At 66.1% G+C, this 26,200-nt stretch carries 20 protein-coding genes; 9 read left to right on the top strand and 11 right to left on the bottom strand.

The window, feature by feature from the left end; genetic code table 11:
- Nucleotides 1-58: 58 nt before the first annotated feature.
- The 10 genes from NQ038_RS06380 to hutI form a co-directional block, all read right to left on the bottom strand.
- On the bottom strand, nt 59-859 hold the full coding sequence (locus NQ038_RS06380) for an amino acid ABC transporter permease (RefSeq protein ID WP_257056913.1): 801 nt from the start codon (nt 857-859) through the stop codon (nt 59-61).
- A gap of 6 nt (nt 860-865) precedes the next feature.
- Entirely contained in the window at nt 866-1,759 is an 894-nt protein-coding gene (locus NQ038_RS06375; protein ID WP_257057091.1) for a transporter substrate-binding domain-containing protein, read from the bottom strand.
- 13 nt (nt 1,760-1,772) lie between these two features.
- On the bottom strand, nt 1,773-2,636 hold the full coding sequence (locus NQ038_RS06370; RefSeq protein WP_257056915.1) for a PfkB family carbohydrate kinase: 864 nt from the start codon (nt 2,634-2,636) through the stop codon (nt 1,773-1,775).
- Nucleotides 2,636-3,628, bottom strand: coding sequence for an SIS domain-containing protein (locus tag NQ038_RS06365; RefSeq protein ID WP_257056917.1), 993 nt, complete (start codon nt 3,626-3,628; stop codon nt 2,636-2,638). Before NQ038_RS06365 ends, NQ038_RS06370 begins: the two co-directional genes overlap by 1 nt.
- Nucleotides 3,629-3,874: 246 nt before the next feature.
- Nucleotides 3,875-5,071 (bottom strand): FAD-dependent monooxygenase, encoded by a 1,197-nt coding sequence (locus NQ038_RS06360; RefSeq protein ID WP_257056918.1) that lies wholly within the window; start codon nt 5,069-5,071, stop codon nt 3,875-3,877.
- A 65-nt stretch (nt 5,072-5,136) separates the two neighbouring features.
- Nucleotides 5,137-6,849, bottom strand: a complete 1,713-nt coding sequence (hutU, locus tag NQ038_RS06355; protein ID WP_257048973.1) for a urocanate hydratase — start codon at nt 6,847-6,849, stop codon at nt 5,137-5,139.
- A gap of 219 nt (nt 6,850-7,068) precedes the next feature.
- Nucleotides 7,069-7,884: an IclR family transcriptional regulator gene (locus NQ038_RS06350; RefSeq protein ID WP_257056919.1), complete on the bottom strand. Its 816-nt coding sequence runs from the start codon at nt 7,882-7,884 to the stop codon at nt 7,069-7,071.
- A gap of 104 nt (nt 7,885-7,988) precedes the next feature.
- A complete protein-coding gene (locus tag NQ038_RS06345) occupies nt 7,989-9,446 on the bottom strand; it encodes a formimidoylglutamate deiminase (protein ID WP_257056920.1) in 1,458 nt (485 codons plus the stop codon).
- Complete coding sequence (gene hutH / locus NQ038_RS06340; RefSeq protein ID WP_257056921.1) at nt 9,443-11,122, bottom strand: histidine ammonia-lyase; 1,680 nt, start codon at nt 11,120-11,122, stop codon at nt 9,443-9,445. The genes NQ038_RS06345 and hutH overlap by 4 nt, the downstream gene beginning before the upstream one ends.
- Nucleotides 11,119-12,405 (bottom strand): imidazolonepropionase, encoded by a 1,287-nt coding sequence (hutI, locus tag NQ038_RS06335; protein ID WP_257056923.1) that lies wholly within the window; start codon nt 12,403-12,405, stop codon nt 11,119-11,121. The genes hutH and hutI overlap by 4 nt, the downstream gene beginning before the upstream one ends.
- A 344-nt stretch (nt 12,406-12,749) precedes the next feature.
- Between hutI and NQ038_RS06330 the strand changes: the two genes are divergently transcribed.
- The gene (locus tag NQ038_RS06330) at nt 12,750-14,609 is read left to right on the top strand and encodes an HNH endonuclease signature motif containing protein (protein ID WP_257062147.1); all 1,860 of its coding nucleotides are present in this window, start codon (nt 12,750-12,752) and stop codon (nt 14,607-14,609) included.
- A gap of 83 nt (nt 14,610-14,692) precedes the next feature.
- Nucleotides 14,693-15,952 (top strand): OmpA family protein, encoded by a 1,260-nt coding sequence (locus NQ038_RS06325; protein ID WP_257062146.1) that lies wholly within the window; start codon nt 14,693-14,695, stop codon nt 15,950-15,952.
- A 134-nt stretch (nt 15,953-16,086) separates the two neighbouring features.
- On the opposite strand, the gene NQ038_RS06320 is transcribed toward NQ038_RS06325, so the two are convergent.
- On the bottom strand, nt 16,087-18,501 hold the full coding sequence (locus NQ038_RS06320; protein WP_257062145.1) for an excinuclease ABC subunit UvrA: 2,415 nt from the start codon (nt 18,499-18,501) through the stop codon (nt 16,087-16,089).
- A gap of 17 nt (nt 18,502-18,518) precedes the next feature.
- On the opposite strand from NQ038_RS06320, the gene NQ038_RS06315 reads away from it, so the two are divergent.
- The 7 genes from NQ038_RS06315 to NQ038_RS06285 all read left to right on the top strand — a co-directional run bounded on the left by NQ038_RS06315 (nt 18,519) and on the right by NQ038_RS06285 (nt 26,199).
- Entirely contained in the window at nt 18,519-19,364 is an 846-nt protein-coding gene (locus NQ038_RS06315) for a M55 family metallopeptidase (RefSeq protein WP_257062144.1), read from the top strand.
- Nucleotides 19,361-20,086 carry a type 1 glutamine amidotransferase gene (locus NQ038_RS06310; RefSeq protein WP_257062142.1) on the top strand — a complete coding sequence of 242 codons (726 nt, stop codon included), beginning with the start codon at nt 19,361-19,363 and terminating at the stop codon, nt 20,084-20,086. The genes NQ038_RS06315 and NQ038_RS06310 overlap by 4 nt, the downstream gene beginning before the upstream one ends.
- Nucleotides 20,073-20,684: an FMN-binding negative transcriptional regulator gene (locus NQ038_RS06305; RefSeq protein ID WP_257062141.1), complete on the top strand. Its 612-nt coding sequence runs from the start codon at nt 20,073-20,075 to the stop codon at nt 20,682-20,684. The genes NQ038_RS06310 and NQ038_RS06305 overlap by 14 nt, the downstream gene beginning before the upstream one ends.
- Nucleotides 20,685-20,731: 47 nt before the next feature.
- A complete protein-coding gene (locus NQ038_RS06300; protein WP_257062140.1) occupies nt 20,732-22,051 on the top strand; it encodes an MFS transporter in 1,320 nt (439 codons plus the stop codon).
- 57 nt (nt 22,052-22,108) lie between these two features.
- Nucleotides 22,109-22,513 carry an META domain-containing protein gene (locus tag NQ038_RS06295; protein WP_257062139.1) on the top strand — a complete coding sequence of 135 codons (405 nt, stop codon included), beginning with the start codon at nt 22,109-22,111 and terminating at the stop codon, nt 22,511-22,513.
- A gap of 205 nt (nt 22,514-22,718) precedes the next feature.
- Nucleotides 22,719-24,755, top strand: coding sequence for a trypsin-like serine protease (locus NQ038_RS06290; protein ID WP_257062138.1), 2,037 nt, complete (start codon nt 22,719-22,721; stop codon nt 24,753-24,755).
- A gap of 130 nt (nt 24,756-24,885) precedes the next feature.
- Nucleotides 24,886-26,199 carry a M18 family aminopeptidase gene (locus NQ038_RS06285; RefSeq protein ID WP_257056933.1) on the top strand — a complete coding sequence of 438 codons (1,314 nt, stop codon included), beginning with the start codon at nt 24,886-24,888 and terminating at the stop codon, nt 26,197-26,199.
- Nucleotide 26,200: the final 1 nt, after the last annotated feature.

Genomic DNA, 26,200 nt, shown 5'->3' with positions numbered 1-26,200 from the left:
TGGAACGGCCCGACCACCGCGGCGACACGCGCAGGCACATCACACCCGAACAGTACAATCACCTACAACATGAGACAACGACGCCGCGATCAAGCACAAACCCCAACCCGTGAAAAATCGAGGCTAGGACACTAACCAAAGAGGTGAACTTGAGCATGGAGATCAGATCATTGCCGATCGGCGGGATAACGATCCGCAAGGCCTGCGGAAGGATGATCGTCCGCATGATCTTCGACGACCTGATGCCCAATGCAGAGGCGGCTTCCACCTGGCCATGTGGCACCGCCATTATGCCAGCACGAATCATCTCAGCAGCATAGGCACTTTCAGTGAAAGCCAGGCCTAGAATAGCCGCAGCGAACGACGTCATCACCTGATTCATATCCCATTGCGCCCAGGTGATCCCGGTATATGGAATGCCCAGTTTGAGTACGGGAATCAATGTCGCCAGGTTGAACCAGAAGATCATCTGCACCAGAGGCGGGACGCCCCGGAAGAACCAAATCCAGATCCAGGCGACCGAGGAAAACAGCGGGTTGCGGCTCAGTCGCATAATAGCCAGGACGATTCCCAACGCCAGGCCGATGATCATCGCGAGTACGGTGAGTTCGATGGTCACCCAAAGACCGTGCAGGATTTCCCCGTTGAAGAGGTATTCGCCGACGACGTTCCACTTCAGGTTCCGGTTCGTCACCAACAGGTGGATGAACGCTGCGATTAGGGCGATGACTACGACTCCGCCGACCCACCACCAGGGATGTTTCAGGTGATGGACGTGAGTCTGGTCATCGGCCAAACGATGGTGGCCCGGGGCCGGGGTCTGTGGGTTGCGGTCGCGAGACGATGTTGTAGACGACATGGCACCTCACCCGTTCGGCTGGTCTTCCGTCAACAGGACGGCCTTCTTCAAGTCGCCTGCTTCCGAGGCTCCGTAGGACCGGCGCAACTTCTCATAGCTGCCGTCGTCGATCGCAGATTGCATGGCGGCGCGTAGTACCGGACCCAGTTCGCTGCCCTTGGGCACGCCCACACCGTTGTACACGGCATTGACGATGAAGTCGCCCACGTCCAGGCTACCGGACTGCTGAGCAGCGTAACCCAACTTGCCGGAGCCTGCAGCAACCAGGTCGACACGACCGGAGGTGACCGCCAGCTCGGCAGATGGCTGATCTTTGAACTGTTGAATGTCCATCGGAGACGATGCACACAGCTTCTTCATATTCTTCGTGAGGTAGTCATATTCCCAGGCGCCGGTCAGCACTGCGACCGATTTCCCGCAAGCCTCTTCAACCTTGGTCACCTTGTTGTCCGGCTTCGTCTTCGCCCAGGCAAATGAGGTGCCCTCCTTCTGCATGGGGACGAAGTCGAGCGTCTTGATGCGTTCATCCGTCACGCCTAGACTGGCGACCGCCATATCATAGCGCCCGTTCTCCATACCGGGGACGATGGAGTCGAAACCGCTGGCGTTGAGTTTGAAAGCCGTACCCATCTTCTGAGACCAGATTTTGGCCAGTTCCACCGACCAGCCCTTGAATTCCCCGTTCTCCACATATTCCTCTGGAGCCCAGTCGCTATACACCGCGACATTGACTCCGCCTTTGAACTTCTCGGGGACTTTGCCTGCAACCGCGTCGTCTTTGGCGACGGTTGCGGGCGCGCTGCCGGAGCCCCCTTGCTCCGAGCCCCCGGCGTCTCCTCCACCACAGGCTGTCAGCAGACCGACGCAGGCAATGGCGACGAATGCGATCAGACGATTCATATCAATCACTTCCCTATTCAATGTGAGATTCGTGGTCCCTTGTGAGATTTTCTGTCTCCCCGATCAGGTCAGGATCGATGAAGAGGCCGACCGACCCCGGTTCCAAACAGGTCCGGGCAGCGATCTCGGCCGCTCGGATCAAAGTACTCTGGGGGTCAGCGCCGCTGACTATGCCGGCGATCATTCCCGCGATGAATGCATCTCCAGCTCCCAGGGTGTCAACGGTTTCAATGGGCAGGCTGGGCTGGTGCCACTCGCCTGCGGCGCAAAAGTGCATGGCACTACGTTCGGCGCGGGTTACCGTGACCGTCTGTACCCCTATCTGCAACAGACGCCTCGCATAGGCGCGGATCTCGTCATCTTCCCTAGCTGCGGCCGAAAAGAAGGCATGGCTGACGAAAGGGATCAGCGAATCGACATAAGCGTCGTCGAAGTGTTCATCGAAGTCGAATGACACCGGAGCGATGGATGCCAGTTGTTCGGCCTGAGGTTCCAACGCGGAGGAATAGCTCGTATGGATGAGCCGTGCTCCAGACAGAGCGGACCATTGCTCGGGTGCCAGCGGGGCCTCACTCGCCCCGCGGTCGAAGGCTCCGAAACGCCGGTCCCCCTCCACGTGGTAGATAGTCGCGAAGCCTGTGGCCGTCCCCGATATCCTGACCATTCTGTCGGTGTCCAGACCTTCGGCATCCAGTTGTGCGATCAACGCGACGCCTGCCGGATCGTCACCGACACTGCCGAAGTACTCGACCCGGGCACCCAGCCGATGCAGGTTGACTGCCACGTTCAGGCAGTTTCCGCCCACCGATGCGAGGGTATCCGTACCAACACCGGAGAGCACATCCACGATGTTGTCCCCGACGACCGCGATTGGCATCAGTACTCGACCTTCCACATGTACTTTCGGCTAATCAACGGCTCATTGGTCTTCGCCTCAACGTGCTTGGCCAGCAGAGCGATAATCGAGCTAGCGAAGAGGATCGCCGACACAGTGCCACGGTATTTCGGATCCACCCCGGTCATCGGCAGCACTTCGGTGTCAAGCACATGGCAGTTATCACTGAACCGGTTCCCGAAATCCGCCGTCCGCTGGGCGACGCTCCGGGAACCGTCCTCACCGAGGAATACAATGATGTTTGTCGGTTCTGCCACCATCTCATGGGTTCCGTGCAGGAAGTCGTTAGCGCCCGATGCGACGGCGACCAGGTTCTGCATCTCCATCAGGTAGCAGGCGGCGAGGGTATCGGCAGCACCGTCGTTAGGACCGGAGCCCGCAATGAATGTGACTGGCGCCTGTGCGATCGCTGCAGCGACATCGTTGAGCTTTTCATCCCACACTCGGTTCGATTCGGGGAACACTTCGCCGATCCCCACCAGATCCTGTGCGGATGGAACGCCGTCTGGCACCGCATCCTGCGCCATCAAAAGTTCGTGAGCCAACACTGTCAGCAGTACTTGCTTGGCCTCGACGCCATTATGGTTGACGATGTACTCCGCGGCTTCCCCACAGGGATTGTCCCTGGTCTGCGATACCAACAAGACGGGAGCACCTGCCTTCCTGGCTACCGTGATCGCCTCTGCCGTCTCCATAGTCGTCCCGTGGGTGGACGAGGCGATGACGATGGAATCCGCTCCCAGCGCCGCGGGCGGAGTTGCGGTGAACTCCGCGGAATTCAGATCGACCGCGGGAATAGGGGAGGCTGCCAACAGATACTTCAAAACGCCGAACATGTAGTGCGAACCACCGCACCCCAGCAGGTAGATGACTTTCGTGGTGGGGCGCACCGCCTGTGCCACGAAAGTCCTGACCGTCGCCAAAGTCTCACCACTGGCCACCTCTGCCACGTCATCAACGACTGTCTCTTGCATGCCGACTACGCCTCGACCTTGAACCGTCTTTGCCATGAGTCCCCCGGTTTGTTCTATTGCTCTAGTGTGAGATCGTTATCAGTCCACTCAAGTGTGATACCGATCTCACACATTGTCAATGGGAGATTCCATCAGCCTGATGACACTCATTGCCACGCCACTAAAGCGATCCTGGCTTGTCAAAGCGACGAAACACTTTCACAAGCAAGGGAGCTTAGATCGTGGCCCACACAAACGGTCTGCCCCTCAGGGCCGGGGCCAGCCGGGGGTTCCGACGGTCGCGGCAGCACGGGCCACGAGCGGACCGGGGATGCTGCGCAGTGCGGCGTCGCGCACCCGGGAGACGATTGACCCGCGGGCTTGGGCGATCCGGCCCATGGCGCGCGAACCGCGCCACAGTGGCCGGGTCCGGGCCCGGCGCAGCCGCGAGTACCGCTGCACCACGGCGTCCAGGTCCGTACCCTCCACAGCCCCGGCCGAGGACTCGCTCAGCAGGAGCACCAGGGTCGCGGCGTCCTCGATCGCCTGGCCGGCGCCCTGTCCTAGGTCCGGGGTCATGGCGTGCGCGGCATCGCCCAGCAGCACGCCGCGGCGTATGGCGAAGGAATGAGGGAACCGCGCCAGGTCGTAGATGTCGTGGCGCAGGATCGCGGCGCGCGGGGTCGCCTCGATCAGCTCGGCGATCGGCTCGTGCCAGCCGCCGAAGATGTCGCGGGCGGCCGCGCGGTCATCGGCGAACACCGCGCCGGCGGGAGTCGAGAGTGCGGCGAACCAGTAGACCCGGTCGTCGGGCAGCCGGACGATTCCGAACCGGGCGCCGCGGCCCCAGGTCTCCCCGACCTCGTCGGCCAGGTGCCGGGCGGATTCCGTGACCCCGCGCCAGGCCGTGTATCCGGCGAAGCGCACTCCGGGATCCAGTCCCCAGGCACTCCGGGCCGCACTGCGCAGTCCGTCGGCGGCGATCACCAGGTCGAAACGCTCCCGGCGCGTGGTGTCTGCTGCCGGGTTGCCCGGGCATTCTGGACTCTCCACACCAACGGTCACTTCGATTTCGGGTTCGCCGTCCGGCGCCACCTGCGCGCGACTGCCCGCGTGGACGCTGCCGGCGGCCAGTTCGGCCAGCAGCGCGTGGTGCAGTTCGACCCGGTGCATACTGCGCATGGGTGAGGTCTCGGACGGGGGCAGGGAGACCAGCCAGCGGCCCGACGGTTGTCGCTGGCCCGAGCGCATACTGCCCAGTGCCGATCCGCTAACTCCTCTGACCACATCGCCCAACCCGATGTCGTCGAGGGCTGCGAAGGCATTGCCACCCAACGTGATGCCCGCACCCACAGCGCCGGGTTCGGCCCGGCGTTCGAAGACGTGGACCTCGTGGCCCTGACGCTGCAAGCCGGCCGCCGCCACCAAACCGCCGATGCCGGCGCCGATCACCGCGATGCGCATAATCCCAGCTCCTCATTCGTCCTGTGACCAGGGTGCCATAGGGGTCCTGGCCCCAGGAGACCCTCTCAATCCAGGGTCGAGCGCTTGTCCAGGTCCGGGTCCATCGGTACGCGGATCTGGCGTTCGGCCGCGACTTCCTCGGCTCGTTCGTAGCCCGCGTCCACATGGCGCAGCACGCCCATGCCCGGATCGTTCGTCAGCAGGCGCTCCAACTTCTTGGCCGCCAGCTCGGTACCGTCGGCCACGGACACCTGGCCGGCGTGGACCGACCGGCCCATGCCCACGCCGCCACCGTGGTGGATCGACACCCAGGTCGCTCCCGAGGACGTGTTCACCAGCGCGTTGAGCAGCGGCCAGTCGGCCACCGCATCGGTGCCATCGGCCATCCCCTCGGTCTCCCGGTAGGGGCTGGCCACCGAACCGGAGTCCAGGTGGTCGCGGCCGATCACGATGGGGGCACTCACTTTGCCCTCAGCCACCAGCTCGTTGAACTTCACCGCGGCCTTGGCACGCTCGCGGTAGCCCAGCCAGCAGATGCGGGCGGGCAGGCCCTCGAACTCGACGTACTCCTCGGCCGCGTCCAACCAGCGGTGCAGGTGTTCGTGTTCGGGGAACAGCTCGCGCAGGGCGTCGTCGGTGACCTTGATATCCGCCGGATCACCGGACAGCGCGACCCAGCGGAACGGCCCGTTGCCCTCGCAGAACAGCGGGCGGATATAGGCGGGAACGAAGCCGGGGAAGGCGAAAGCGCGGTCGAAGCCGGCCTTGCGCGCTTCGTCGCGGATCGAATTGCCGTAGTCGAAGACCTCGGCTCCACGGTCCATGAAGCCCACCATCGCGGCCACGTGCTTGGCCATGGACTCCTGCGAGCGCAGGGTGAATTTCTCCGCGTCCTCTTCGGCTTCGGCCGCCCAGTCCTCCAGCGACACGCCCAGCGGCAGGTAGGACAGTGGGTCGTGGGCGCTGGTCTGGTCGGTCACGATGTCGACGGCCACGCCGCGTTCGAGCAGTTCGGGCAGGACCTCGGCGGCGTTGCCGACCAGGCCGACGGACAGTGCGCGCTTCTCGGCCTTGGCCGTCAGCACGCGTGCCAGCGCATCGTCGAGGTCCGTGCAGACCTCGTCCAGGTAGCGCTTGTCGGCACGCCGGTCCAGGCGCGTCTTGTCGACGTCGACGATGAGCACCGCACCGCCGTTGAGGGTCACGGCCAGCGGCTGTGCCCCGCCCATTCCGCCACAGCCGGCGGTCACGGTCAGGGTGCCGGCCAGGGTGCCGTCGAAGCGCTTGCGGGCGACCTCGGCGAAGGTTTCGAAGGTGCCCTGCAGGATGCCCTGCGTGGCGATGTAGATCCAGGACCCGGCGGTCATCTGGCCGTACATCATGAGGCCCTCTGCCTCCAGCTCGCGGAAGTGTTCCCAGTTCGCCCAGTCGCCCACCAGGTTCGAGTTGGCGATGAGCACGCGCGGCGCCCACTCGTGCGTCCTGAGCACACCCACGGGTTTGCCGGACTGCACGAGCAGGGTCTCGTCATCCTCCAGATCGTCGAGGGTGCGCACGATCGCGTCGAAGGCCTCCCAGGATCGGGCCGCCCGCCCGGTGCCGCCGTAGACGACCAGGTCCTCGGGACGTTCGGCGACCTCGGGGTCGAGGTTGTTCATCAGCATGCGCTTGGGCGCTTCGGTCTGCCAGGACTTGGCGGTGATCTGCGTGCCGCGCGGCGCACGCACGGTGCGGCTGGGATCGTGGCGGGTATAGGTCTTCGGGTCGGGCTGGGCCATGGCGGGCTCCTTCGCGTTGGGGCCGCTGTGCGCCGAGGTGGCGGCGGCTTCTTCTCCTGCCCTCCATCGTGCCCGCTCGGTTGATGGCAGGCAGGTGCCCTGGACCATATTGCGTCCGGTATTTCGGACAGGAGCGGGGTGTGCGGACGATTCCCGGGGCGTGGGGTTCTTTCCGGAAGCCTACCCACACATGTAGGCCTACAGATGTGAGCCCATCCCCTAGCGCAGCCGGCGGCTGAGCCGGCGGGCCACATCCTGTACCCGCGTGCCCAGGGATTCCAGAGCCTCCTCCGCCGCTCCCGGGCCGAGGCCGCCGCCCGGTTTCCGCACATCTCGCCCCTGCCCGGCGCCGAGGTCCTGCACGTCCCGTTCCTGCACACTCAGGCCCACTGCGGCCACCGGACGGTCCACGGCGTCGAGCACCGCGGCCGCCACCGTCACCACCCCCGGCGTGATCTCCCCGCGTTCCAGGGCGAACCCGCGGGTCCGCGATGCCGCCAGCTCTGCATTGAGCTCGCGGACATTGCGCGGGCCCACACCCGTGCGGTTGACGAAGGAGGATTCGCCCGACAACAGGGCCAGGACCTCGCGCCTGGACAGCCCGGCCATCATGGCCCGGCCCGTGGCCGTCAGGTAGGCCGGCATCCGCACCCCGGTCGCGGTGATGATCGCGACGGAACTGACCGCCTGTTCCTTGGCGATGTAGATCGTCTCCCAGCCGCGCAACACGGCCAGCTGCGCGGTCCCGGAGGTCGCCTCCGCCAGTTTCACCAGCATCGGCTGGGCCAGTCGTTGCAGGGGGTTCGCCCGCGAGTACGCACTGCCCAATTCCGCGACGCCCGCGCCCAGCATGTAGCCCGTTTCGGCCTTGGCGACGAGCCCCTGTTCGTCCAGCACGGCCAACAGTTCATAGGTCGAGGAGCGCGGGATGTCGAGGCTGCGACTCAGCGCGCCTGCGCTGATCGGCCGGTTGCCGGAGGCCAGGTGGCGCAGGATCGCAATGGCACGGCGCAGCGCCGGCGAGTCCGAGGTCATGGCGCCACTCTATGCGCCCGCCTTTTCACGCCCGTTACACGCAAGCACTCTGACGCGCCCAAACAGCCACATCTGAGACAAACGACCCAATGATCTGCTTCCGCTTACAGCTCGAAGTGCGCGAGCGCCTCGCGATACAGCTCGGCGACCGAGCCCAGCCCGATGTGCTCGCCGTCCCTGGCCACTTCCCGGCCGCCCACCAACACATGCCTCACATCGGCCGAGGTCGCAGCCAGCACGGCCTGCACGCCCAGTGAGCCGATTGTCCGCACCGACCCGGTATCGAGCACTAAATAGTCCGCAAGCGCACCGGGCGCGAACCCCGACCCACCGGGTACAAGGCCCGAGGTCGTGGCTACGACGCCAGGGGTCGCGTCCACCAGCGCGTCATCGGCAACGGCGCCCGGCCGCAGGGACCCGGCACCGCCCTCGCTCAGCGCGGCCACGAGTTCTTCGGGTGAGAAGCAACCGCGCTGCCCCGAGGCCAGGCGCTCCCCGGCCTCCAAGCCGCGGGCCTCCAACAGCGGATCCAGCACCACATGCTGGTCCGAGCCCAGAGCCACTACAGCGCCGGCATGAGCCAGGGCGTGGGCGGGTCCGATGCCATCGGCCAGGTCCGCCTCCGTGGTGGGGCACATGACGATGTGCACCCCGGCGCCGGACAGCAGTTCAATGTCGTGGGCGCTCAGATGTGTGGCGTGCACGGCGGACAGACGCGGGGACAGCAGACCGGCCTCGGCCAGCAGTTCGGTGGGGCTCATGCCGTGGGCACTTTGGCATGCCTCGTTCTCCGCAGGCTGTTCGGACAGGTGCACGTGCAGCGGACCGGGCAGCTCCCTGAATGCGGGCAGCGTTTCACGTGGAACGGCCCGCACCGAATGGATAGCGGCGCCCAGAGTGACCAGTTGGCCAACCGCCGGCTGGGACCTGGCCAGGGAGTCCAGGGCGAGCGCCAGTCGGGAGTGCCGGTCCAGGAATCCCTCGATCGAGCCATCGGAGAACCTGGCCTGCTCACCACCCAGCGGTAGATACGTTCCGTCCGGGGCGATCCCGCCTGCCAGATAGCAGGTATCCAACAGGGTCAGCCGGATCCCGACGGCGGCTGCGGCCCGCGCCAGGGCCAGCTCCATATCGTGATCCGGGTAGGGGGTTCCATTGGGCCGGTGGTGCACATAGTGGAATTCGCCCACCGCGGTGTAGCCCGCCGCCACCATCTCGGCGAACACAGCGCACGCCAGGTCGAAGTAGTTCTCTGGCGTCAGCTGTGCGGCCGCCCGGTACATCACGTCCCGCCAGGTCCAGAACGAGCCGCCGTCACCGTGCGTGCGCCCGCGCAGCAGGCGGTGGAAGGCATGCGAATGCGCATTCTGCGCTCCCGGCAGGGCCAGGCCGGCATAACACCGCACCGCAGGATCACTCGGTTCGGCGACATCCACCGCGACCGAGGCGACACGGCCGTCTGCGCCGACCGTCACCGCGACGCCGGAAAGACCGCCGTCCTCCCGACCGACGGTCGCTCCCGCCGCGCCGGCGAGGTAGGCCCGTTCGAACCACAGCTTCATACCGTGTGCGCCCCCACGCCGCTGAGCACCGTTCCGTCTGTATCGGTCAGGGTGTGTCCCAGCCCACCGGCTGTACTTCCGCCGGCCACGCCGAACTGCTCCCCCGCACCGTCTGCAGACACGCCGGCCCGCGCCGGGCCGGTAGCCGCCTCGGCCGCGGTCAGCGCGCTCCCGGAACGCACATACTCGATCGTCGCGGCCAACTCCGGACTCATGAACCGGTCCGGCCCGCAGCCGGGGACCAGTTCGCGCAGCCCCGCAATAACCGCCCCGGTCACCGGCGCGGGCGCGGCATCGCGCAACTCGGTCGCCCGCGCTGCGGCGTAGAGCTCGATCCCCAACACGGAGGTCAGATTATCGACGGCCTTGCGCAGCTTCCGGGCGGCGTGCCAGCCCATGGACACGTGGTCCTCCTGCATCGCCGACGAGGGAATCGAGTCCACGCTGGCAGGTGCCGCCAGGCGCTTGGTCTCCGATACCAGTGCCGCCTGCGTGTAGTGCGCGATCATCAGACCGGAGTCCACTCCGGGATCATCGGCCAGGAAGGCGTGCAGCCCCTGATTGCGGGCGGGATCCATCGCCCGGTCAGTGCGACGTTCCGCGATCGAGGCCGCATCCGCCACGACGATCGCCAGGAAGTCCATGGCGTGCGCCAGCGGGGCGCCGTGGAAGTTGCCGTTGCTCGACACCATTCCGCTGTCCAACACCACCGGATTGTCGATAGCCGCCCGCAGTTCACGGGCAGCCACGTTCGCCGCATAGGCCAGGGCGTCGCGGGCCGCACCGGTGACCTGCGGGGTGCAGCGCAGGGAGTAGGCATCCTGCACCAGATGGGTCGAGTCCTTGTGCCCGGCCACGATCGCCGAGCCCCGCAGTGCCGTCGCCATATTCGCAGCCGACAGTGCCTGCCCGTCGAAGGGGCGCAGCGGATAGTGCAGTTCGGGCTGGAACACCGTATCCGTACCCAACTGGGACTCCACGCTCATGGCTGCGGACAGATCGGCCGTGCTCAGCAGTTTCTCGAGGTCGAACAGAGCCATGATGAGCTGGCCCAGCATTCCGTCGGTGCCGTTGACCAGCGCCAGTCCCTCTTTCTCCTCCAGCGCGACCGGCGTGATGCCGGCGGCTGTCAGGACCTCGGCGGCGTCCACCGCGCGGGGTGCAGCGCCTGCGGCGACTGCAGGGTCGTGGACCAGTCCCTCCCCCATCACCACCAGGGCACAGGCGGACAGTGGCGCCAGATCGCCCGAGCAGCCCAGGGAGCCGAATTCGTGGACCCACGGCGTGATGCCGGCATTGAGCAGGGCGATATAGGCGTCCAGGGTCTCCGGCTTCACCCCGGTCCGGCCGGTTGCCAGGGTCCGCGCACGCAGCAGCATGAGGGCGCGCACGACCTCGCGCTCCACGGGTTCACCCACCCCCGCGGCGTGGGAACGGATGAGCGACTTCTGCAGCTGTGCCCGGGACTCCGCCGGAATGTGCCGCTGGGCCAGCGCGCCGAATCCCGTGGACACGCCGTAGACCGGCTTTTCCGAGGTGGCCAGCCGTTCAACGCTCCGACGCGCGGCGATGACCTGTTCGCGCACATGCGCGGGCAGCGTCACGGGCTCATCGTGTCTGGCGACGGCGATGACCTGGGCGAAAGTCAGGGTCTGTGGGTCGAGTTCAACGGTCATCGGGTCTCCTCATGGTTCTGCGGTGCGTGGTCTATGCGGTCGCGCCGGTCGGCAGTGCGGTCGAAGTAATACGGCGCCGGATTCTCTGCCACCTGCTCACCGCCGCGATAGACCCTGGCGATCTGAGCGACCCCCGGCCGGTAGGCCAGATAACGGTAGCCTGGCGCGTCCAGAATACTGAAATCTGCCCGCTGACCGGGGAAGATACCGCCCACATCGGTTCGCCGCAGGGCCTTGGCACCACCGGCCGTGGCGGCGTAGATGGCCTGCTCGACGGTGAAGTGCATATCCCGCACCGCCAGGGCAATGGAGAACGGGATCGAGTTGGAGAACCCCGAACCGGGATTGGTGTCGCTGGCGATCGCCACGTCCACCCCGGCCGCGTAATACCGGCGCGCGTCCGGGTATGGCTGCCGAGTGGAGAACTCGATGGCCGGCAGCAGGGTCGCCACGGTGCCGGCAGCGGCCAGAGCGCGCAGGTCCTCGGCCGAGGCGAAGGTCGCATGGTCGGCACTGGCACATCGCAGCCGCGCGGCCAGGCGCAGCGCCCCACCGGCAGTGAGCTGATTGGCATGGATGCGCGCGAGTAGGCCCGCCGCTCCGGCGGCCGTCACGATCCGTTCCGTCTGCGCTTCTGTGAAAGCGCCCTCCTCGCAGAACACATCGACCCAGCGGGCCAGACCCTGCGCGGCAACCGCGGGGATCATCTCCTCGATCACCAGGTCGACATAGGCATCCGGATCATCCCGGTACTCCGGCGGCAGGACATGGGCCGCCATCAGAGTCGCCTCCGAGGTGTAGCGCGCGGCGATCCGCAGTGCCCGCAGTTCGTCTGCGACGGTGAGCCCGTAGCCGGACTTGATCTCCACCGTCGTCGTGCCCGAATGCAGGGCCTGGGCCAGCAGGGCCCGCAGGTTCGCCTCCAGCTCGGCGTCGCTCGCCGCCCGGGTCGCGGCAACGGTGGTGGCGATCCCGCCCGCGGAGTAGGACTCGCCGGCCATCCTGGCGGCGAACTCGGCGGAGCGTTCGCCGGCGAACAGCAGATGGTTGTGGCTGTCGACGAAGCCGGGGATGACGGCCGCCCCGCGGGCTGACACGATCTGGTCCGCGGGGCCGAGGTCCGGGTTGGATTGATCGCCGAGGTTCCTATCGGCCGAGGAGCCCACCCAAGCTACCCGGCCGTCGTCTATCAGGAATGCCGCATCGGCCACCGTGCCCAGCATCCCGGGGCGGGCGGGGTCGTTGGTCACGAGCTCGCCGATATCGGTCACCAAGGTTCTCATGTTTCAAGTGTGTCTTACGGCACTGACACGGCGGCTCGCCCGCGATGCCGATTGTCCGATATGTCGGACAAAGCCCCACGGTAAGCACCCTGTGCAAGCAGCAGGAATGCACGTTATCCACATTTAAACAGACTTAATCCACAGAAACTAGCACGAATGCGACCGTGCGTCACCATCCTGTGGATAAAAGAAATATCAGTACTTTTCTTCGAAAAACACTAGTCAAAGGAGGAATTGAATAATAGAATATAGGCACAGAAGGAACCACACAGTCAGCGTCGATCCAGTGGGACCCAAACAACCATGAGCACCACCTTCACCCCATGCGCGAAAGGAGACTCGGAATGTCTACTCTCCCCAGTCTCCGCGCGATACAAGACGACTACCAACACATCCAATCCGGACGCTGGTCCACCATCATCGACTACCTCCTCACCGCCACCGGCACCACCGTGAAGGAAATCGAACACGCCGGTAACTCTGATGATGCCCCGAACGCCCGCAACCCACAGGCCATCATCGAAGCCCTCAAAGACCTACTCACCGCCGTACCCGCCACCACCTGGATGGAACTGGCCACCACCCTTGGGAAAACCCGCGGACAGACCCGCGCGCTGGCCACCCGCATCCTCAAAGGCCGATTCCTCCTCCCCCGGCTGACCACAGCCATGCAATCCGGGAATCTATCCTTCGACCTCTACGACCACACCACCACCCGCGCCCAAGACATCGAAGCCAGCTCCTACGACTACCTCGACCAAGCACTCACCCTGCTCGCACCCACCACAGACGCCACCCACTACCGCGCCACCCTCACAGCCGCCATCACACTGCTCAAAACCCCCGAACACTCCGCAGAACACGCCTTCGAAGAACGCGGTGTTCACCTCACCGACCTGGGCAATGGACTCGGCCTCCTCGAACTCACCGGACCCATCCACACCCTCACCGCCCTGGAGGCACGTCTCAGGGCCTTCGCGCGGCTTATCCGCACGGGTGATCCCGTCCTCCTCGAAGAAGCGGATTCCCACACCATCACGGATGACCGGAACCTCGGCCAACTCATGTTCGACATCCTCGTCAACACTCCGCACAGCCTGGACATCACGGTGACGGAAGTTGCCACGACAACACCCTCGGAAACACCCGCAGGCGACACCCCGGATTCGCGCACCACGAACGATTCCGGCGACTCCGCCCCCACTCACCGGGCCGACGCTACCCGCCACGTCACCGTGACCATCCCGCGCAACGACTCCTGGCTGGCCTCTCAAGCCCAGGTCTCCACCACGATCCCCTTCCTCACGGTTTCCGGTGATGGAACGCTGCCCGGACAGCTCGCAGGAAAGGCTCCCATCCCCGCCGACATCGCCTGCCATCTGGCCTCGCTGGCACCTTCACTGCGCCGCCTGGTCACCGACCCGGCAACCGGGGCCGTGCTCGACGAACAGGCCAAGTCCTACTCCATCCCCACAGCCCTGCGCACCACCCTGCAAAACAAATGGGCCTGGTGCACAGCCCCCGGCTGCACCCGACCAGCCCAAACCTGCGACCTCGACCACATCGAACCCTTCAACCACGAAAACCCCACAGCAGGCGGACCCACCACAGCAGCCAACCTCCACCCCCTATGCCGCGGACACCACCTCCTCAAAACCAACCGCAACATCACCATCACCACCAGCAGCAACACCCGGACAGGCGACAGCCGGCCGGGCGGGAAGAACAACACCATCACCTACGAATGGACCTCCACCACCGCACCCACCGGCTACACCCACACCATCAACCCACCACCGGACCTGATCAACGCCACCCAAGCACGCCACATCATCGACGAACACACCCCACCCATCGACCAGGACACCACTGCGCCCTACCCCCTGGAAAAGAACCTGCCCAAACTCACCGACGCCGAACACGCCCTCCCCGCCATCGCCGACCTCGAATACCTCCTCGCCGGCGACGGCCTCCTGCCACCACGCCCCGAACGCAAACTCACCAGCTGGGAAGAACTCGACATCCTCTACCGGATCGCCCATCCGGAATCCCCCACGCCCAGACCCAAAACCTGGCGCCCCAAAGACTGGACCCCCTGGGCCCACCACCGCACCCGGACCCAAATCATCACCGACCCCTGGCGCCACACCACCCCACCAGTCGACCACCAAACCGAATACGAAACCGACCTCCCACCCTTCTAAGCCGCGGCCCTTCACCTCTACGCGGTCTCAGTATCCGGTCCACCCACATATGCAGGGCACCCTTATGCATTACATTTCACATCATGAAATCCCGCATAACGTTGGCTCTGACCTCCCTGTCCTTGGGCCTTTCCCTCACCGCATGTGGCGGAACCCAGTCGGCCGCTCCGACGGAAAACGAAGCCGGCGAGGCAGCGGAAGCCGCGCAGTCCCCCGCGGCGGCGGAGAACGCCGCCGAGAACCCCGCCGAATCCGCAGATGCAGAGGACTCCGCCCTGGCCGTCCCCGGCTATGCCGTGGGTGAGATCCCGCCGATCCCGCAGATCGCCATCCCCGACATCTCCCTGCTCAACTCCTCCAACGACTCCTTCACGATCGAAGCGGGCAAAACCCTGACCTCGATCCCCGGCATCAAGGTCACCCCGGCCAAGTGCGATGGCACCAGCCTCATCTCCTCCTCGGGCACGATCCTGAACGGAGACGGCTCCGGCGTATCGACCGGTAAGGACGGCTCCAAGATCAACAACGGAGACGGCTCGGGCGTCACCAATGACAAGGACGCCACCATCATCAACAACGGCGATGGTGCGGGCACCTACACCGGCAAGAAGAACGGGGTGAACATCGTCAACAATGGCGATGGCACCGGGACGTACAACGACAAGCAGTTCAACGTCGTGGTCAACACCGGCGGCTCCGGAACCTCCGATGATTCGACCACGGGCTACAAGATCGTCCTCAACGGCGACGGCTCGGGGACCTTCCACGATGAGAAGAACGACATCGAGATCGTCAACAACGGCGACGGCAACGGGACCTACCACGGCCACGGCCTGGAGATCATCAACCACGGCGATGGCAAGGCCCTGATCACCAGCGACGCCGGCGCAACCACCACCGTCGACGCCGAACCCATGGCAAAGGCCCCGACCGCCGGCTCCCTGCCGCCCATGTCCGCGATCAAGCCGATCAAGTCCTGCGGCACCACGATCACCCTGGAGAACGAGGTCCTGTTCGACTTCGACAAGTCCGATCTGCGCCCCGCGGCGACCGACACCCTACAGAAGGTCGATCAGGCCTTCTCCGAACTCAAGGCACCCGCAGCCGAGGTCTACGGTCACACCGATGCCAAGGGCGACGACGACTACAACCAGAAGCTGTCCGAGGACCGCGCGGCATCGGTTGAGAACAAGCTCAAGGAACTGGGCACCACCACGAAGCTGAGCTCCAAGGGCTTCGGCGAGACCAAGCCGGTCGCAGCCAACGAGAACAAGGACGGTTCGGACAATCCCTCGGGCCGCCAGCTCAATCGCCGCGTCGAGATCTTCGTCCCCGCGTTCTGAGCACAGCGTTCTGAGCACAGCGTCCTAGTCCTCCCGGCGACCGCGGGCTGTGCCGGTGGAAAACGGCCGAGACCGTTGACGCCGCGGGGGAGGACACCGGCACCGGCAACCGTTACACTCGCTGAAAAACCCGGCTAGGCCACGTATTCGGCCAGGTGGCGCCCCGTCAGCGTCGCCTGGCCGGAATTAGTCCGGCCAGTCTCCACCAGCTCGGCCGGAGTGCCCTCGAACACCACGCGGCCACCCTCGGTACCGGCCCCCGGCCCCAGATCGACGATCCAGTCGGCATGGGCCATCACGGCCTGGTGGTGCTCGATCACGATGACGCTCTTGCCCTGGTCGACCAGGCGGTCCAGCAGCCCCAGCAGCGCCTCGACATCGGCCAAGTGCAGACCGGTGGTCGGCTCGTCGAGCACATAGACCTCGGCCTCCTCACCCATGTGAATGGCCAGTTTGAGCCGCTGCCGCTCGCCACCGGACAGGGTCGACAGGGGCTGGCCCAGGTGCAGATATCCCAGGCCCACATCGGCCAGCCGCGCCAGGATCTTCACCGCCGCGGGCACCTTGGCGCCGCTGCCGGAGAAGAAGGCCTGGGCCTCGGCCACGGACATGTCGAGCACATCGGCGATGCTCTTGCCGTCCAGGGTGTGCACAAGCACCTCGGCGTCGTAGCGGCGGCCCTGGCACATTTGGCAGACGCTTTCGACCGTGGCCATCACGCCCAGCTCCGTGAACACGACGCCGGCGCCCTTGCACTCGGGGCAGGCGCCGTCGGAATTGGCGCTGAACAGGGACGCCTTGACCCCGTTGGCCTTGGCGAAGGCCTTCCGCACGGGGTCCAACAGCCCTGTGTAGGTCGCGGGATTGGACCGGCGCGAGCCCTTGATCGCCGTCTGGTCGACGGTCACCACCCCGGGCCGGCCGGCCACATAGCCGTGGATCAGCGAGCTCTTGCCGGAGCCGGCCACACCCGTGATCGCGCACAGCACCCCCAGCGGGATGTCGACATCGACATGGTCCAGATTGTGCAGCACCGCATCGCGCACCTCGATGCTGCCGGTCCGGGCCCGAGGCTCCTCCTTGGTCCGTGCCCGGTCGTCCAGGTGGCGGCCCGTCAGGGTGCCCGAGGCGCGCAGTCCCTCGACGGTGCCCTCGTAGCAGATCCTGCCGCCGGCGCCACCGGCCCCGGGCCCCAGGTCGACCACGTGGTCAGCGATGCGGATCATCTCCGGTTTGTGTTCGACGACCAGCACTGTGTTGCCCTTATCGCGCAGTTTCAGCAGCAGCGTGTTCATCCGCTCGATGTCGTGCGGGTGCAGCCCGATCGACGGCTCGTCGAAGATATAGGTGACGTCGGTCAGCGGGGAGCCCAGGTGCTTGATCATCTTGATCCGCTGGGACTCCCCACCGGACAGGGTGCCGGTCGCCCGGTCCAGGGACAGGTACCCCAGGCCGATCCTCACGCAGGACTCCAGGATGTCGGCCAGGCGAGCGATGAGCGGCGCCGGGCCGGCATCTCCAAACCCGGCGTCTTCGGCCCCGGCGCCTTCAACCCTCAGCCCCCGCACCCAGTCGAGCAGATCGCTGATCTGCAAGGCGCAGACCTCGGCGATGTTCTTCTGCCCGTTCCCTTCCCCGATCGTCACTGACCTGGCCCTCTCCCCCAACCGGGTGCCGTGGCATTCGGGGCAGGTCTGGAAGACGATCGCGCGGTCGACGAACCGGCGGATGTGCGGCTGCATCGCCTCGCGGTCCTTGGCCAGCATGGACTTGCGGATCCGCGGTATCAGGCCCTCATAGGTCAGGTTCGTCCCCTCGACCTTGATCTTGGTGGGCTCCTTGTACAGCAGATCGTCCAGCTGCTTCTTCGTGAAGTCCCTGATCGGCTTGTCCATCGGCAGCACGCCGGAGAACACCCGGCCGTACCAGCCGTCCATGCTGTAGCCGGGCACCTTGAGCGCCCCGTCGTTCAGCGACAGCGAATCGTCGTAGAGCTCCTCCAGGTCGAAGTCGCTGACCTGCCCACGGCCCTCGCAGCGCGGGCACATGCCGCCCAGCACCTCGAAGCTGCGCCGCTCCTTGACCTGGCGCCCGCCCTTGTTCAGGGTCACCGCCCCGGCTCCGGATACCGAGGCGATATTGAAGGAGAAGGCATTGGGCTCGTCCAGCCGCGGGCTGCCCAGGCGTGCGAACAGGATGCGCAGCAGCGGGTTGACGTCCGTGGCGGTGCCGACGGTGGAGCGCGGATTGGAGCCCAGGCGCTCCTGGGACACGGTGATGTCGGTGCTCAGCCCTGCCAGCACGTCCACGTCCGGCCGTGTCTGCGAGGGCATGAAGCCCTGCAGGAAGGCACTGTAGGTCTCGTTGATGAGCCGTTGCGATTCCGCCGCGATGGTCGCGAAGACCAGGGAGCTCTTGCCCGATCCGGACACTCCTGTGAAGGCGGTGAGACGTCGTTTGGGCAGTTCCACGTCGACTCCGCGCAGATTGTGCTCGCGTGCGCCGCGGACGACGATCATATCGTGGACATCGGCTGGGTGTGCGCTCATGCCTATAGGGTAGTGGCATGACCCACGTTTTCATCTCCGTCGACATGGAGGGCATCGCCGGTGTCGCGACGCCGGCCCAGGTGCACCGCGGCACCGATGACTATGAGCGTTCCCGCGCCCTCATGGCCGGCGAGGTCAACGCCGCGATCGAGGGGGCGTACGCCGGGGGTGCCACCCGGGTGACGGTCAACGACGGCCACGGTGACAATGCGAACCTGCGCCCGGAGGAGCTGGACACACGGGCCACCCTGTTGATGGGCCAGCCCAAGCTGGCCGGTGGCATGATGGCCGGCGCCCAGGACGCCCACATCGCCCTGCTGATCGGCTATCACGCCGCGGCAGGCACCACCGGCGCGGTGCTGGACCACACGGTCTCCGGTGGCGCCTTCGCCCGGATCCGGGTGGACGGTGAAGTCTGGGGCGAGGCGGATGTCAATGCCGCCATCGCAGCCCAGTTCGGCACGCCGATCGGCCTGGTGACCGGTGATGACAAGGTCTGCCGTTCGTTCGCCTCGCGCTATCCGCTGGGCCCGCACGCCATGGCGCTGACCGTCGACGTCAAGGCCTCGCTGGGCAATGGAGTGATCCACTCCCTGCACCCGGAGGTCGCCCGCGAGCGCATTCAGATCGCCGCCGAGGCCGCCGTCACCAGGGTGGCAGCGGCCACTGCGGACACCCGGCCAGAACCGCCTGCGCCCCACTCCCTGCGCGCGACCCTGCGGCGCACGGCCCAGGCAGATCACTGCATGTTGGTGCCGGGTACGGTACGCGCCTCGGCCTATGACGTGGAGTACGCGTGCACCGATGCGCTCGAACTGCGCAATATGCTCAAGCTCTTCTCGATCACCGCGGCCGCGGCATGACCACTTCCGCGCCCCGCGTCCTCATCGTCCAACACGAGGACTCCGTCTCCCCCGATCTGGCCGGCGCGCGCCTGGCGGCAGCAGGGGTCGAGACCACCACGGCCGGCCCAGCCTGGGTCCCGCAGGATTCTCGCGACTTCGACGGAGTCCTGGTGCTCGGCGGCACCATGGGCCCCACCGACGACGAGGCCGCACCGTGGCTGCCCGCCGTCCGCCACCTGATCCGCGACGCCGTGGACACCGACACTCCCCTGTTGGGCCTGTGCCTGGGAGCCCAGCTGCTGGCCGAATCGACCGGCGGCCGGGTGCACGTCAATCCGCGCGGGCCCGAGGTCGGCGTCCACGATGTCGCCTTCGCACCCGAGGCGAGCGGCGATCCGCTGTTCGGACGGTTCGCGGGCACGCGGAAGGCGGCGGTGGAGTTCCACTGGCTGGAGGTCGCCGAGCTGCCGGCCGGCGCCGTGAACCTGGCCGGCAACGCCCATTCCGCGCAGCAGGCCTTCCGGGTCGGGCGGAACGCCTGGGGTACCCAGTTCCATCCCGAGGCCCTGGCCGACACCGTGGACCGGTGGGCACACAGCCACGCTGACCTGGCCTCGCAGGCCGAGGAGATCACGGTGCGGGCCCGGGCCCTGGAGCCCGAGCTGGCCGAACGTTGGGCGGGACTGTTCGATGCGTGGATCGGCGTCGTCGCAAAGAGGAGTGCAGATGCTGACCATTGACGCCTATGAGGTGACCGACCCGGCCTGGGTCCGGGATCTGGTCCGCCGGGTGGGCTGGGGCACCCTGGTCACCCACGGCCCCTCCGGGATCGAGGCCTCGCACTATCCGTTCCTGCTCGAGGAAGCAGGCGAGGACATCGTCCTGCTGACCCATCTGGGAAAACCCGATGATGAGCTCCTCGATCTGACGGGTGAGGCCATGGTGCTCATCGATGGACCACACGGCTATATCTCCCCGTCGTGGTATCCGCCGGAGCAGATCATCCCCACGTGGAATTTCATGAGCGCGCATCTGTGGGGCGTGCCGGAACTCCTGGAGCCCGAGGAGAACTACCGGGTGCTCACGCGCCTCGTCGACGAGTTCGAGGCCCCGGTCGAGGCTCCCAGTTCCCTGCGCCTGGACGAGGCGATGACCAGGAGGGTCGCGGCGGCGACCACGGGACTGCGCATCCGCGTCACGCGTTTCCGGGGAAAGAACAAGCTCAGCCAGGACAAGGATCCGGCAACGGTCCGCTCGATTGTGCAGCACCTGGCGGGGACGGGCCCCTATGCGAATGCGCCGCTGGCCCGGGCAATGAGCAGCGAGTTAAATCTCTGAGCCCACCCTATATCCTCATTGCTTAGGTCGTGCTAAGCTCCGTCTCTGTGAACACCACTGCCGTGGACGCTCCGACGTCCGCCACCCGTCCCCGCATTCCCGCCGTTCTGACCGTCCTGGCCTGCTGGCTGGTCATCGTCTTCGACGGCTACGACCTCATCGTCTTCGGCGCGGTCAAACCCGTGCTCATGCAGGAGGACTGGGGTCTGACCCAGGCCACCGCGGGCACCCTTGGCTCCGTCGCCTTCATCGGCATGATGATCGGCGCACTGATCGCCGGCCGGCTGTCCGATGCCCTGGGCCGGGTCCGCACGATCGTGGCCTGCACTCTGCTCTTCACCCTGGCGACTGTGGCCTGCGGCCTGGTCGACAGTGTCTTCACCTTCGGCCTGCTGCGCCTGGTGGCGGGCCTCGGCCTGGGCGGCGTGATGCCGGCGACCAACGCGCTGGCCACCACCCTGGTGCCCGCCCGGATGCGCGGGGTGATGACGACGATCATGATGTCCGGCGTGCCCGTGGGCGGTTCCGCCGCTTCGCTCATCGGCCTGAGCGTCATCCCTGCCGCCGGGTGGCGGCCCATGTTCTTCCTGCCACTCCTGGTCATGCTCGTCGCCCTGCCCCTGCTGCTGTGGGGAGTGTCGGCCCTGGGACGCGCCGGACACGATGTCTCGACCACCGGGGCACCCGCCCGGGTGCAGGCACAGCGCGTGGCGGCTGGGACCTCGGCCGAACTCGCCGCGGCCGACTCGGATGCCGGTTCCGGCTACGGCGCCCTGTTCCGCAGCGGCTTCGCCCGCACCACCATCGTGTTCTCACTGGCCTTCCTGTGCTGCCTGTTCGTCTGGTTCGGGCTCGGCACCGAACTGCCGAATCTGATGACCCAGGCCGGTTACGGGCTGGGGTCGGCACTGACCTTCAGCCTGGCGCTCAACCTGGGCGCGGTGGGCGGCAGCGTGCTGACCGCCTGGGCCTCGGTGCGTTTCGGCACCGTGCCCACCGCCGCGGTGGCAGCCGCCGTGTGCGTGCTGGGCCTGCTGCTCATGCTAACCCACCCGAGCACCGGCATGATCTACGTGTGCATGGTCGCCGCCGGCATCGGCACCCACGGCACCCAGTGCCTGGTCATGGGCGCGGTGGCCCAGGCCTATCCCGACCATCTGCGCGGCACCGCCCTGGGCGTGGTCATGGGCTTCGGCCGGCTGGGTGCGATCCTGGCCCCGCAGCTGACCGGTCTGCTACTGGCGGCCCAGGCCGGGGTCCCCTCGGTGTTCCTGGCCTATGCCTGTGGCGGACTGGGTGTGACCATCCTCTTGGCCACGTCGATCCGCCGAAGCCGCAGGGCAGCGCTCGCAACCATGCTTGATTGATTGCACAGGCTGCGCCATTAGGCTGGACGCACGATGCACCCCATTCGAGGAGTACAGATGAAACGCGGCATGATCGTATTCGCGCTGGGCGCAGTCTGCGCACTGGCCCTGACGGCCTGTGGCGGCGGTGGCGCGGCCTCGTCTTCCGGAGGGGACTCGACACCCACCATCGAGGGCAAGTGGAAGGCCGAGGATCCGAAGGATGCCTATCTGGAATTCGGTGCCCCCGATGGCGATGGCAAAGGATCATATAAGGGTAAAGACGGCTGCAACAGCATCGCTGGCACCTTCACCATGCAAGCCGATAACGCCGACGTCAAACAGGGCCCCAGCACCCTAATGGCCTGTCCTGGAGTCAACGACTGGCTGAGCAAGATCGGCTCGCTGAGCATCGCCGGAGACAATATGACTGTCAAGGACGACAAGGGCAAGGAGATCGGCACTCTGACGCGTGCCGACTGAGTAGCCCACACCCGTAGCCGACAACCCCTCTTGCCGAACGGTGTACGTGTTCAGGCTGTGAGATTTCTTAGAAATCAGGTTGCGTTTTGGTAACAGTCCGTGCCAGACTTGGTCCCCGTAAAGACGTTACTTCATTATTCGCACCACGGAAGTAGCTGCATTTAGCACCAAGCAACCTGCTAACGATTTGCAAGGGACTGAACACATGCACGCTCCCACACCGGGGAAGAAACTTGCCGCCATCGGCGCGGCCGCGGCTCTGGCCGCGGGCTCCGCAATGATCGCTGCACCCGCCATGGCGGCTCCTGCCGCAGGCGGCGAAGGCGGCACCGCGTTCGCCAAGGCAGCCAGTACGGCATTCGCCGCAGACACCAAGGCCGCTGCCAAGACGAAATCGGCCAAGGCCTCAAAGATCGCAGCCATGGGCTTCGGCAAGGACGGCGAAGTCGTCGTCCAGTCGACCGACAAGGCCCTCACCGCCGACAGCGATGAACTCAAGTCCATCAAGGCCTATGCCGCCAAGGAAGGCAAGGACCTGAAGGTCAGCTTCATCGGCACCAAGGGCTACGAAGCTTATGGGGCCACTGCCAAGATCGACAAGAAGTCTGTGGCCAAGGGCGAGACCTTTGCCGACAACGGCAAGTCCATCAAGGACCTGGTCAACGGCGCCGGGTACATAATGCTCACCAGCGCGACGCAGGGCTCTCTCTGCTCGACCGGGTTCAACGCCACCGAAGGCGGCAAGCCGATCATCATCACCGCCGGTCACTGCACCGAGGGTATGGACGGCAAAAAGGCCTACCGCGAGGCTCCGTCCTCGTCCGAGGCCGTAGCCGGCAAGGGCGCATCCGAATTCCTCGATGGTGACGCTTCCGGCGCAAAGCCCTTCGGCACCGTCACGTATTCGCAGTTCGGTCCGACCGCGATCGACGAGAACGAGACGCAGCTGCCCGAGGGCATCACGCCCGCCAAGGCGCAGGACTTCGGCCTGCTCGCCGTCGATGGCGGCCTCAATCTGAACCAGCCCGGTGTCACAACCAACTGGAACGAGAAGGACGCCAAGAACGAGGACAATCTGGCCAAGGACACCACTCCGGTCAAGGGCGTCCACGACGTCACCACCAAGGATGTGGGCTCCGATGTCTGGCGCTCCGGCCGTACCACCGGCAAGCAGACCGGTCCGATCGGCTACGAGGACCAGCAGACCATTGCCATCGTCGACGGTTACTCGAACATCGGCGGTCGCCTGGTCTATGGTTTCGCCTCCGAGACCCTGGCCGATCACGGTGACTCCGGCGGCGCCGTTATGAAGGGTGATCAGGCCGTGGGCGTCGTCTCCGGCGGCTCACCCGCCAAAGCGGGCCACAAGGCATTCCTGTGGACCGCTGAATTGGCCGAGGGTCTGACCCAGCTCAAGAACAAGGGCCACAACGTTAAGGTGACCACGGACGGCGACACCACGACTCCTCCGGGGACCCCGGAGCCGACGGACACGACGACGGCTCCCACCGAGGAACCGACGACGCCGGCTCCGACGGACGAGCCGACGACCACGGCTCCCACCGAAGAGCCCACCTCGCCGGCACCGACCACGACGGCTCCCACCGAGAAGCCGACCACGGATGCACCGACGACTCCGGCTCCCACCTCCTCGGCTCCCACCACGGAACCGACGCAGACCTCGAAGCCGACGCAGACCACTGAGGCTCCGAAGGCCGATCCGAAGCTGACGATCGACCCGAAGAAGGTCTCGGCGAAGAACTTCGTCAACGAGAAGAAGGGCGTCACCCTCAAGGTGGCGAACCTGGAGAAGGGCCAGAAGGTCGACTTCACGGTGAGCCCCTCGGGTAAGAACGTCAAGCCCTACGAACTGACCGCCACCGCCGATGCCAATGGCACCGCGCAGTGGAAGGTCTACGGCACCAGCGCCAGCGATCCCGAGGTCTACGTCGGCAAGTACCAGGTCAAGGCCCAGCCCCAGACCGATGCCAAGGCCGCGAATGATCCGCTGACCGGTTCGTTCCAGGTCGTCTCCGGCGATGCCAACCCCGGTGGTGGCGATAACGGCGATGACAACGGCAACGGCTCCGGCGACAATGGCTCGGACGACAACGGTTCGGGCGATAACGGCAAGGAACTGCCCAAGACCGGTGTGACCTCGGCCCCGCTGCTCGGCGGTGCCATCGCACTGATCCTGGTCGGCGCCGCCACGGTCTTCCTGGCCCGCCGCAAGAAGAACTGAGCTTCTTCGTTCTGAGGTGATCCGATCACCTCGGAAAAACGGGGCCCCACTCCTCACGAGTGGGGCCCCGTTGCGCATTCAGGTCCGGCACCGCCCCGGTGCCCGGAGCCACTGTGCCTAGAATGCGTGTATGACTTCCGCACCCACATCACATGCCCAGGGGCTCATCGACTTCGTCGTCGACTCCCCCACCTCCTACCACGCCGCGGCCACCGCGCGCGACGCCCTGGTCGCAGCGGGCTTCACGGAACTGGATGAGACGCGGGCCTGGGATCTGGAGCCGGGCGGACGCTACGTCGTGGTGCGCGAGGGCTCCCTGGCGGCCTGGGCGATCCCGTCGACGCTTCCCGAATCCGCCGCCTTCACGATCGTGGGCACCCACACCGATTCCCCGGCCTTCAAGCTCAAGCCGCTGCCGGACTTCACCCACGAGGGCGCGAACCAGGTGGGCGTGGAGATCTACGGCGGGCCCATTCTGAACTCCTGGCTGGACCGCGAACTGTGCTTCGCCGGCCGCCTGGCCCTGAGCGACGGCCGCGTCGTGTTGGCCCGCACCGAACCGATCGGCCGCATCCCGCAGCTGGCCATCCACCTGGACCGTTCGGCCAATGAGAAGCTCATGCTGGACAAGCAGCAGCACACCCAGCCGGTCATCGGCCTGGAGCACATCACCGGATCGGCCGACAACGCGGCCGCCTCCTCCCTGGTACTGGGACTGCTGGCCGAATCCGCAGGGGTCACGGCCGAACAGATCGCCGGCTACGATGTGCACACCATCCCGGCCGAACGCCCCGCGCTCTTCGGTGCCCACCGGGAGTTCCTGGCCTCGCCGCGCCTGGACAACCTGGCCTCGGTCTACCCGGCCGTCACGGCACTGGCCGCGGTCGACCCGGATGCCATCACCTCGGTCGCACTGGTCGCGGCCTTCGACCACGAAGAGGTCGGCTCGGGCACCCGCTCGGGGGCCTCGGGCCCCATCCTGTCCGACATCACCCACCGCATCGTCGAGGCCCTGCACCCGGGTTCCACCCGTCCGGCCGAGGACTATCTGCGGGCCATCGCCGCCAGCGTCTGCATCTCCTCCGATGCCGGGCACGCGGTCCACCCGAACTTCCCCGGCCACCACGACCCGGTCGTGCGCCCGCACCTGGGCGCCGGCCCCCTGCTGAAGATCAACGCGCAGCAGCGCTACGCCACGGACGCCCTGGGCACCGCCGTATGGGAGCGCGCCTGCGCGGCCGCCGGCGTGCACTCCCAGCCCTTCGTCTCGAAGAACACGATGCCGTGCGGCACCACGATCGGCCCACTGACCGCCCAGCGCCTCGGCGTCACCACCGTCGACGTGGGACCGGCCCTGTGGTCGATGCACTCGGCCCGCGAGATGTGCGCGGTGGCCGATATCGCGGCCCTGCACGACGCCCTGGCACAGGCCTTCAGGCGGTGAA

The sequence above is a fragment of the Brevibacterium sp. 50QC2O2 genome (genome assembly GCF_024580675.1).
Classification (GTDB): Bacteria; Actinomycetota; Actinomycetes; order Actinomycetales; family Brevibacteriaceae; genus Brevibacterium; species Brevibacterium moorei.
Note: the sequence above shows the minus strand (reverse complement) of the source record. Positions and strands in the feature narration are given on the sequence as shown.

Excerpts from the sequence above, each read along its gene's own strand:
- NQ038_RS06380 (WP_257056913.1), bottom strand. The coding sequence starts at position 859 with ATGTCGTCTACAACATCGTCTCGCGACCGCAACCCACAGACCCCGGCC.
- NQ038_RS06375 (WP_257057091.1), bottom strand. The coding sequence starts at position 1,759 with ATGAATCGTCTGATCGCATTCGTCGCCATTGCCTGCGTCGGTCTGCTG.
- NQ038_RS06370 (WP_257056915.1), bottom strand. The coding sequence starts at position 2,636 with ATGCCAATCGCGGTCGTCGGGGACAACATCGTGGATGTGCTCTCCGGT.
- NQ038_RS06365 (WP_257056917.1), bottom strand. The coding sequence starts at position 3,628 with ATGCAAGAGACAGTCGTTGATGACGTGGCAGAGGTGGCCAGTGGTGAG.
- NQ038_RS06360 (WP_257056918.1), bottom strand. The coding sequence starts at position 5,071 with ATGCGCATCGCGGTGATCGGCGCCGGCATCGGCGGTTTGGTGGCGGCG.
- hutU (WP_257048973.1), bottom strand. The coding sequence starts at position 6,849 with ATGGCCCAGCCCGACCCGAAGACCTATACCCGCCACGATCCCAGCCGC.
- NQ038_RS06350 (WP_257056919.1), bottom strand. The coding sequence starts at position 7,884 with ATGACCTCGGACTCGCCGGCGCTGCGCCGTGCCATTGCGATCCTGCGC.
- NQ038_RS06345 (WP_257056920.1), bottom strand. The coding sequence starts at position 9,446 with ATGAAGCTGTGGTTCGAACGGGCCTACCTCGCCGGCGCGGCGGGAGCG.
- hutH (WP_257056921.1), bottom strand. The coding sequence starts at position 11,122 with ATGACCGTTGAACTCGACCCACAGACCCTGACTTTCGCCCAGGTCATC.
- hutI (WP_257056923.1), bottom strand. The coding sequence starts at position 12,405 with ATGAGAACCTTGGTGACCGATATCGGCGAGCTCGTGACCAACGACCCC.
- NQ038_RS06330 (WP_257062147.1), top strand. The coding sequence starts at position 12,750 with ATGTCTACTCTCCCCAGTCTCCGCGCGATACAAGACGACTACCAACAC.
- NQ038_RS06325 (WP_257062146.1), top strand. The coding sequence starts at position 14,693 with ATGAAATCCCGCATAACGTTGGCTCTGACCTCCCTGTCCTTGGGCCTT.
- NQ038_RS06320 (WP_257062145.1), bottom strand. The coding sequence starts at position 18,501 with ATGAGCGCACACCCAGCCGATGTCCACGATATGATCGTCGTCCGCGGC.
- NQ038_RS06315 (WP_257062144.1), top strand. The coding sequence starts at position 18,519 with ATGACCCACGTTTTCATCTCCGTCGACATGGAGGGCATCGCCGGTGTC.
- NQ038_RS06310 (WP_257062142.1), top strand. The coding sequence starts at position 19,361 with ATGACCACTTCCGCGCCCCGCGTCCTCATCGTCCAACACGAGGACTCC.
- NQ038_RS06305 (WP_257062141.1), top strand. The coding sequence starts at position 20,073 with ATGCTGACCATTGACGCCTATGAGGTGACCGACCCGGCCTGGGTCCGG.
- NQ038_RS06295 (WP_257062139.1), top strand. The coding sequence starts at position 22,109 with ATGAAACGCGGCATGATCGTATTCGCGCTGGGCGCAGTCTGCGCACTG.
- NQ038_RS06290 (WP_257062138.1), top strand. The coding sequence starts at position 22,719 with ATGCACGCTCCCACACCGGGGAAGAAACTTGCCGCCATCGGCGCGGCC.
- NQ038_RS06285 (WP_257056933.1), top strand. The coding sequence starts at position 24,886 with ATGACTTCCGCACCCACATCACATGCCCAGGGGCTCATCGACTTCGTC.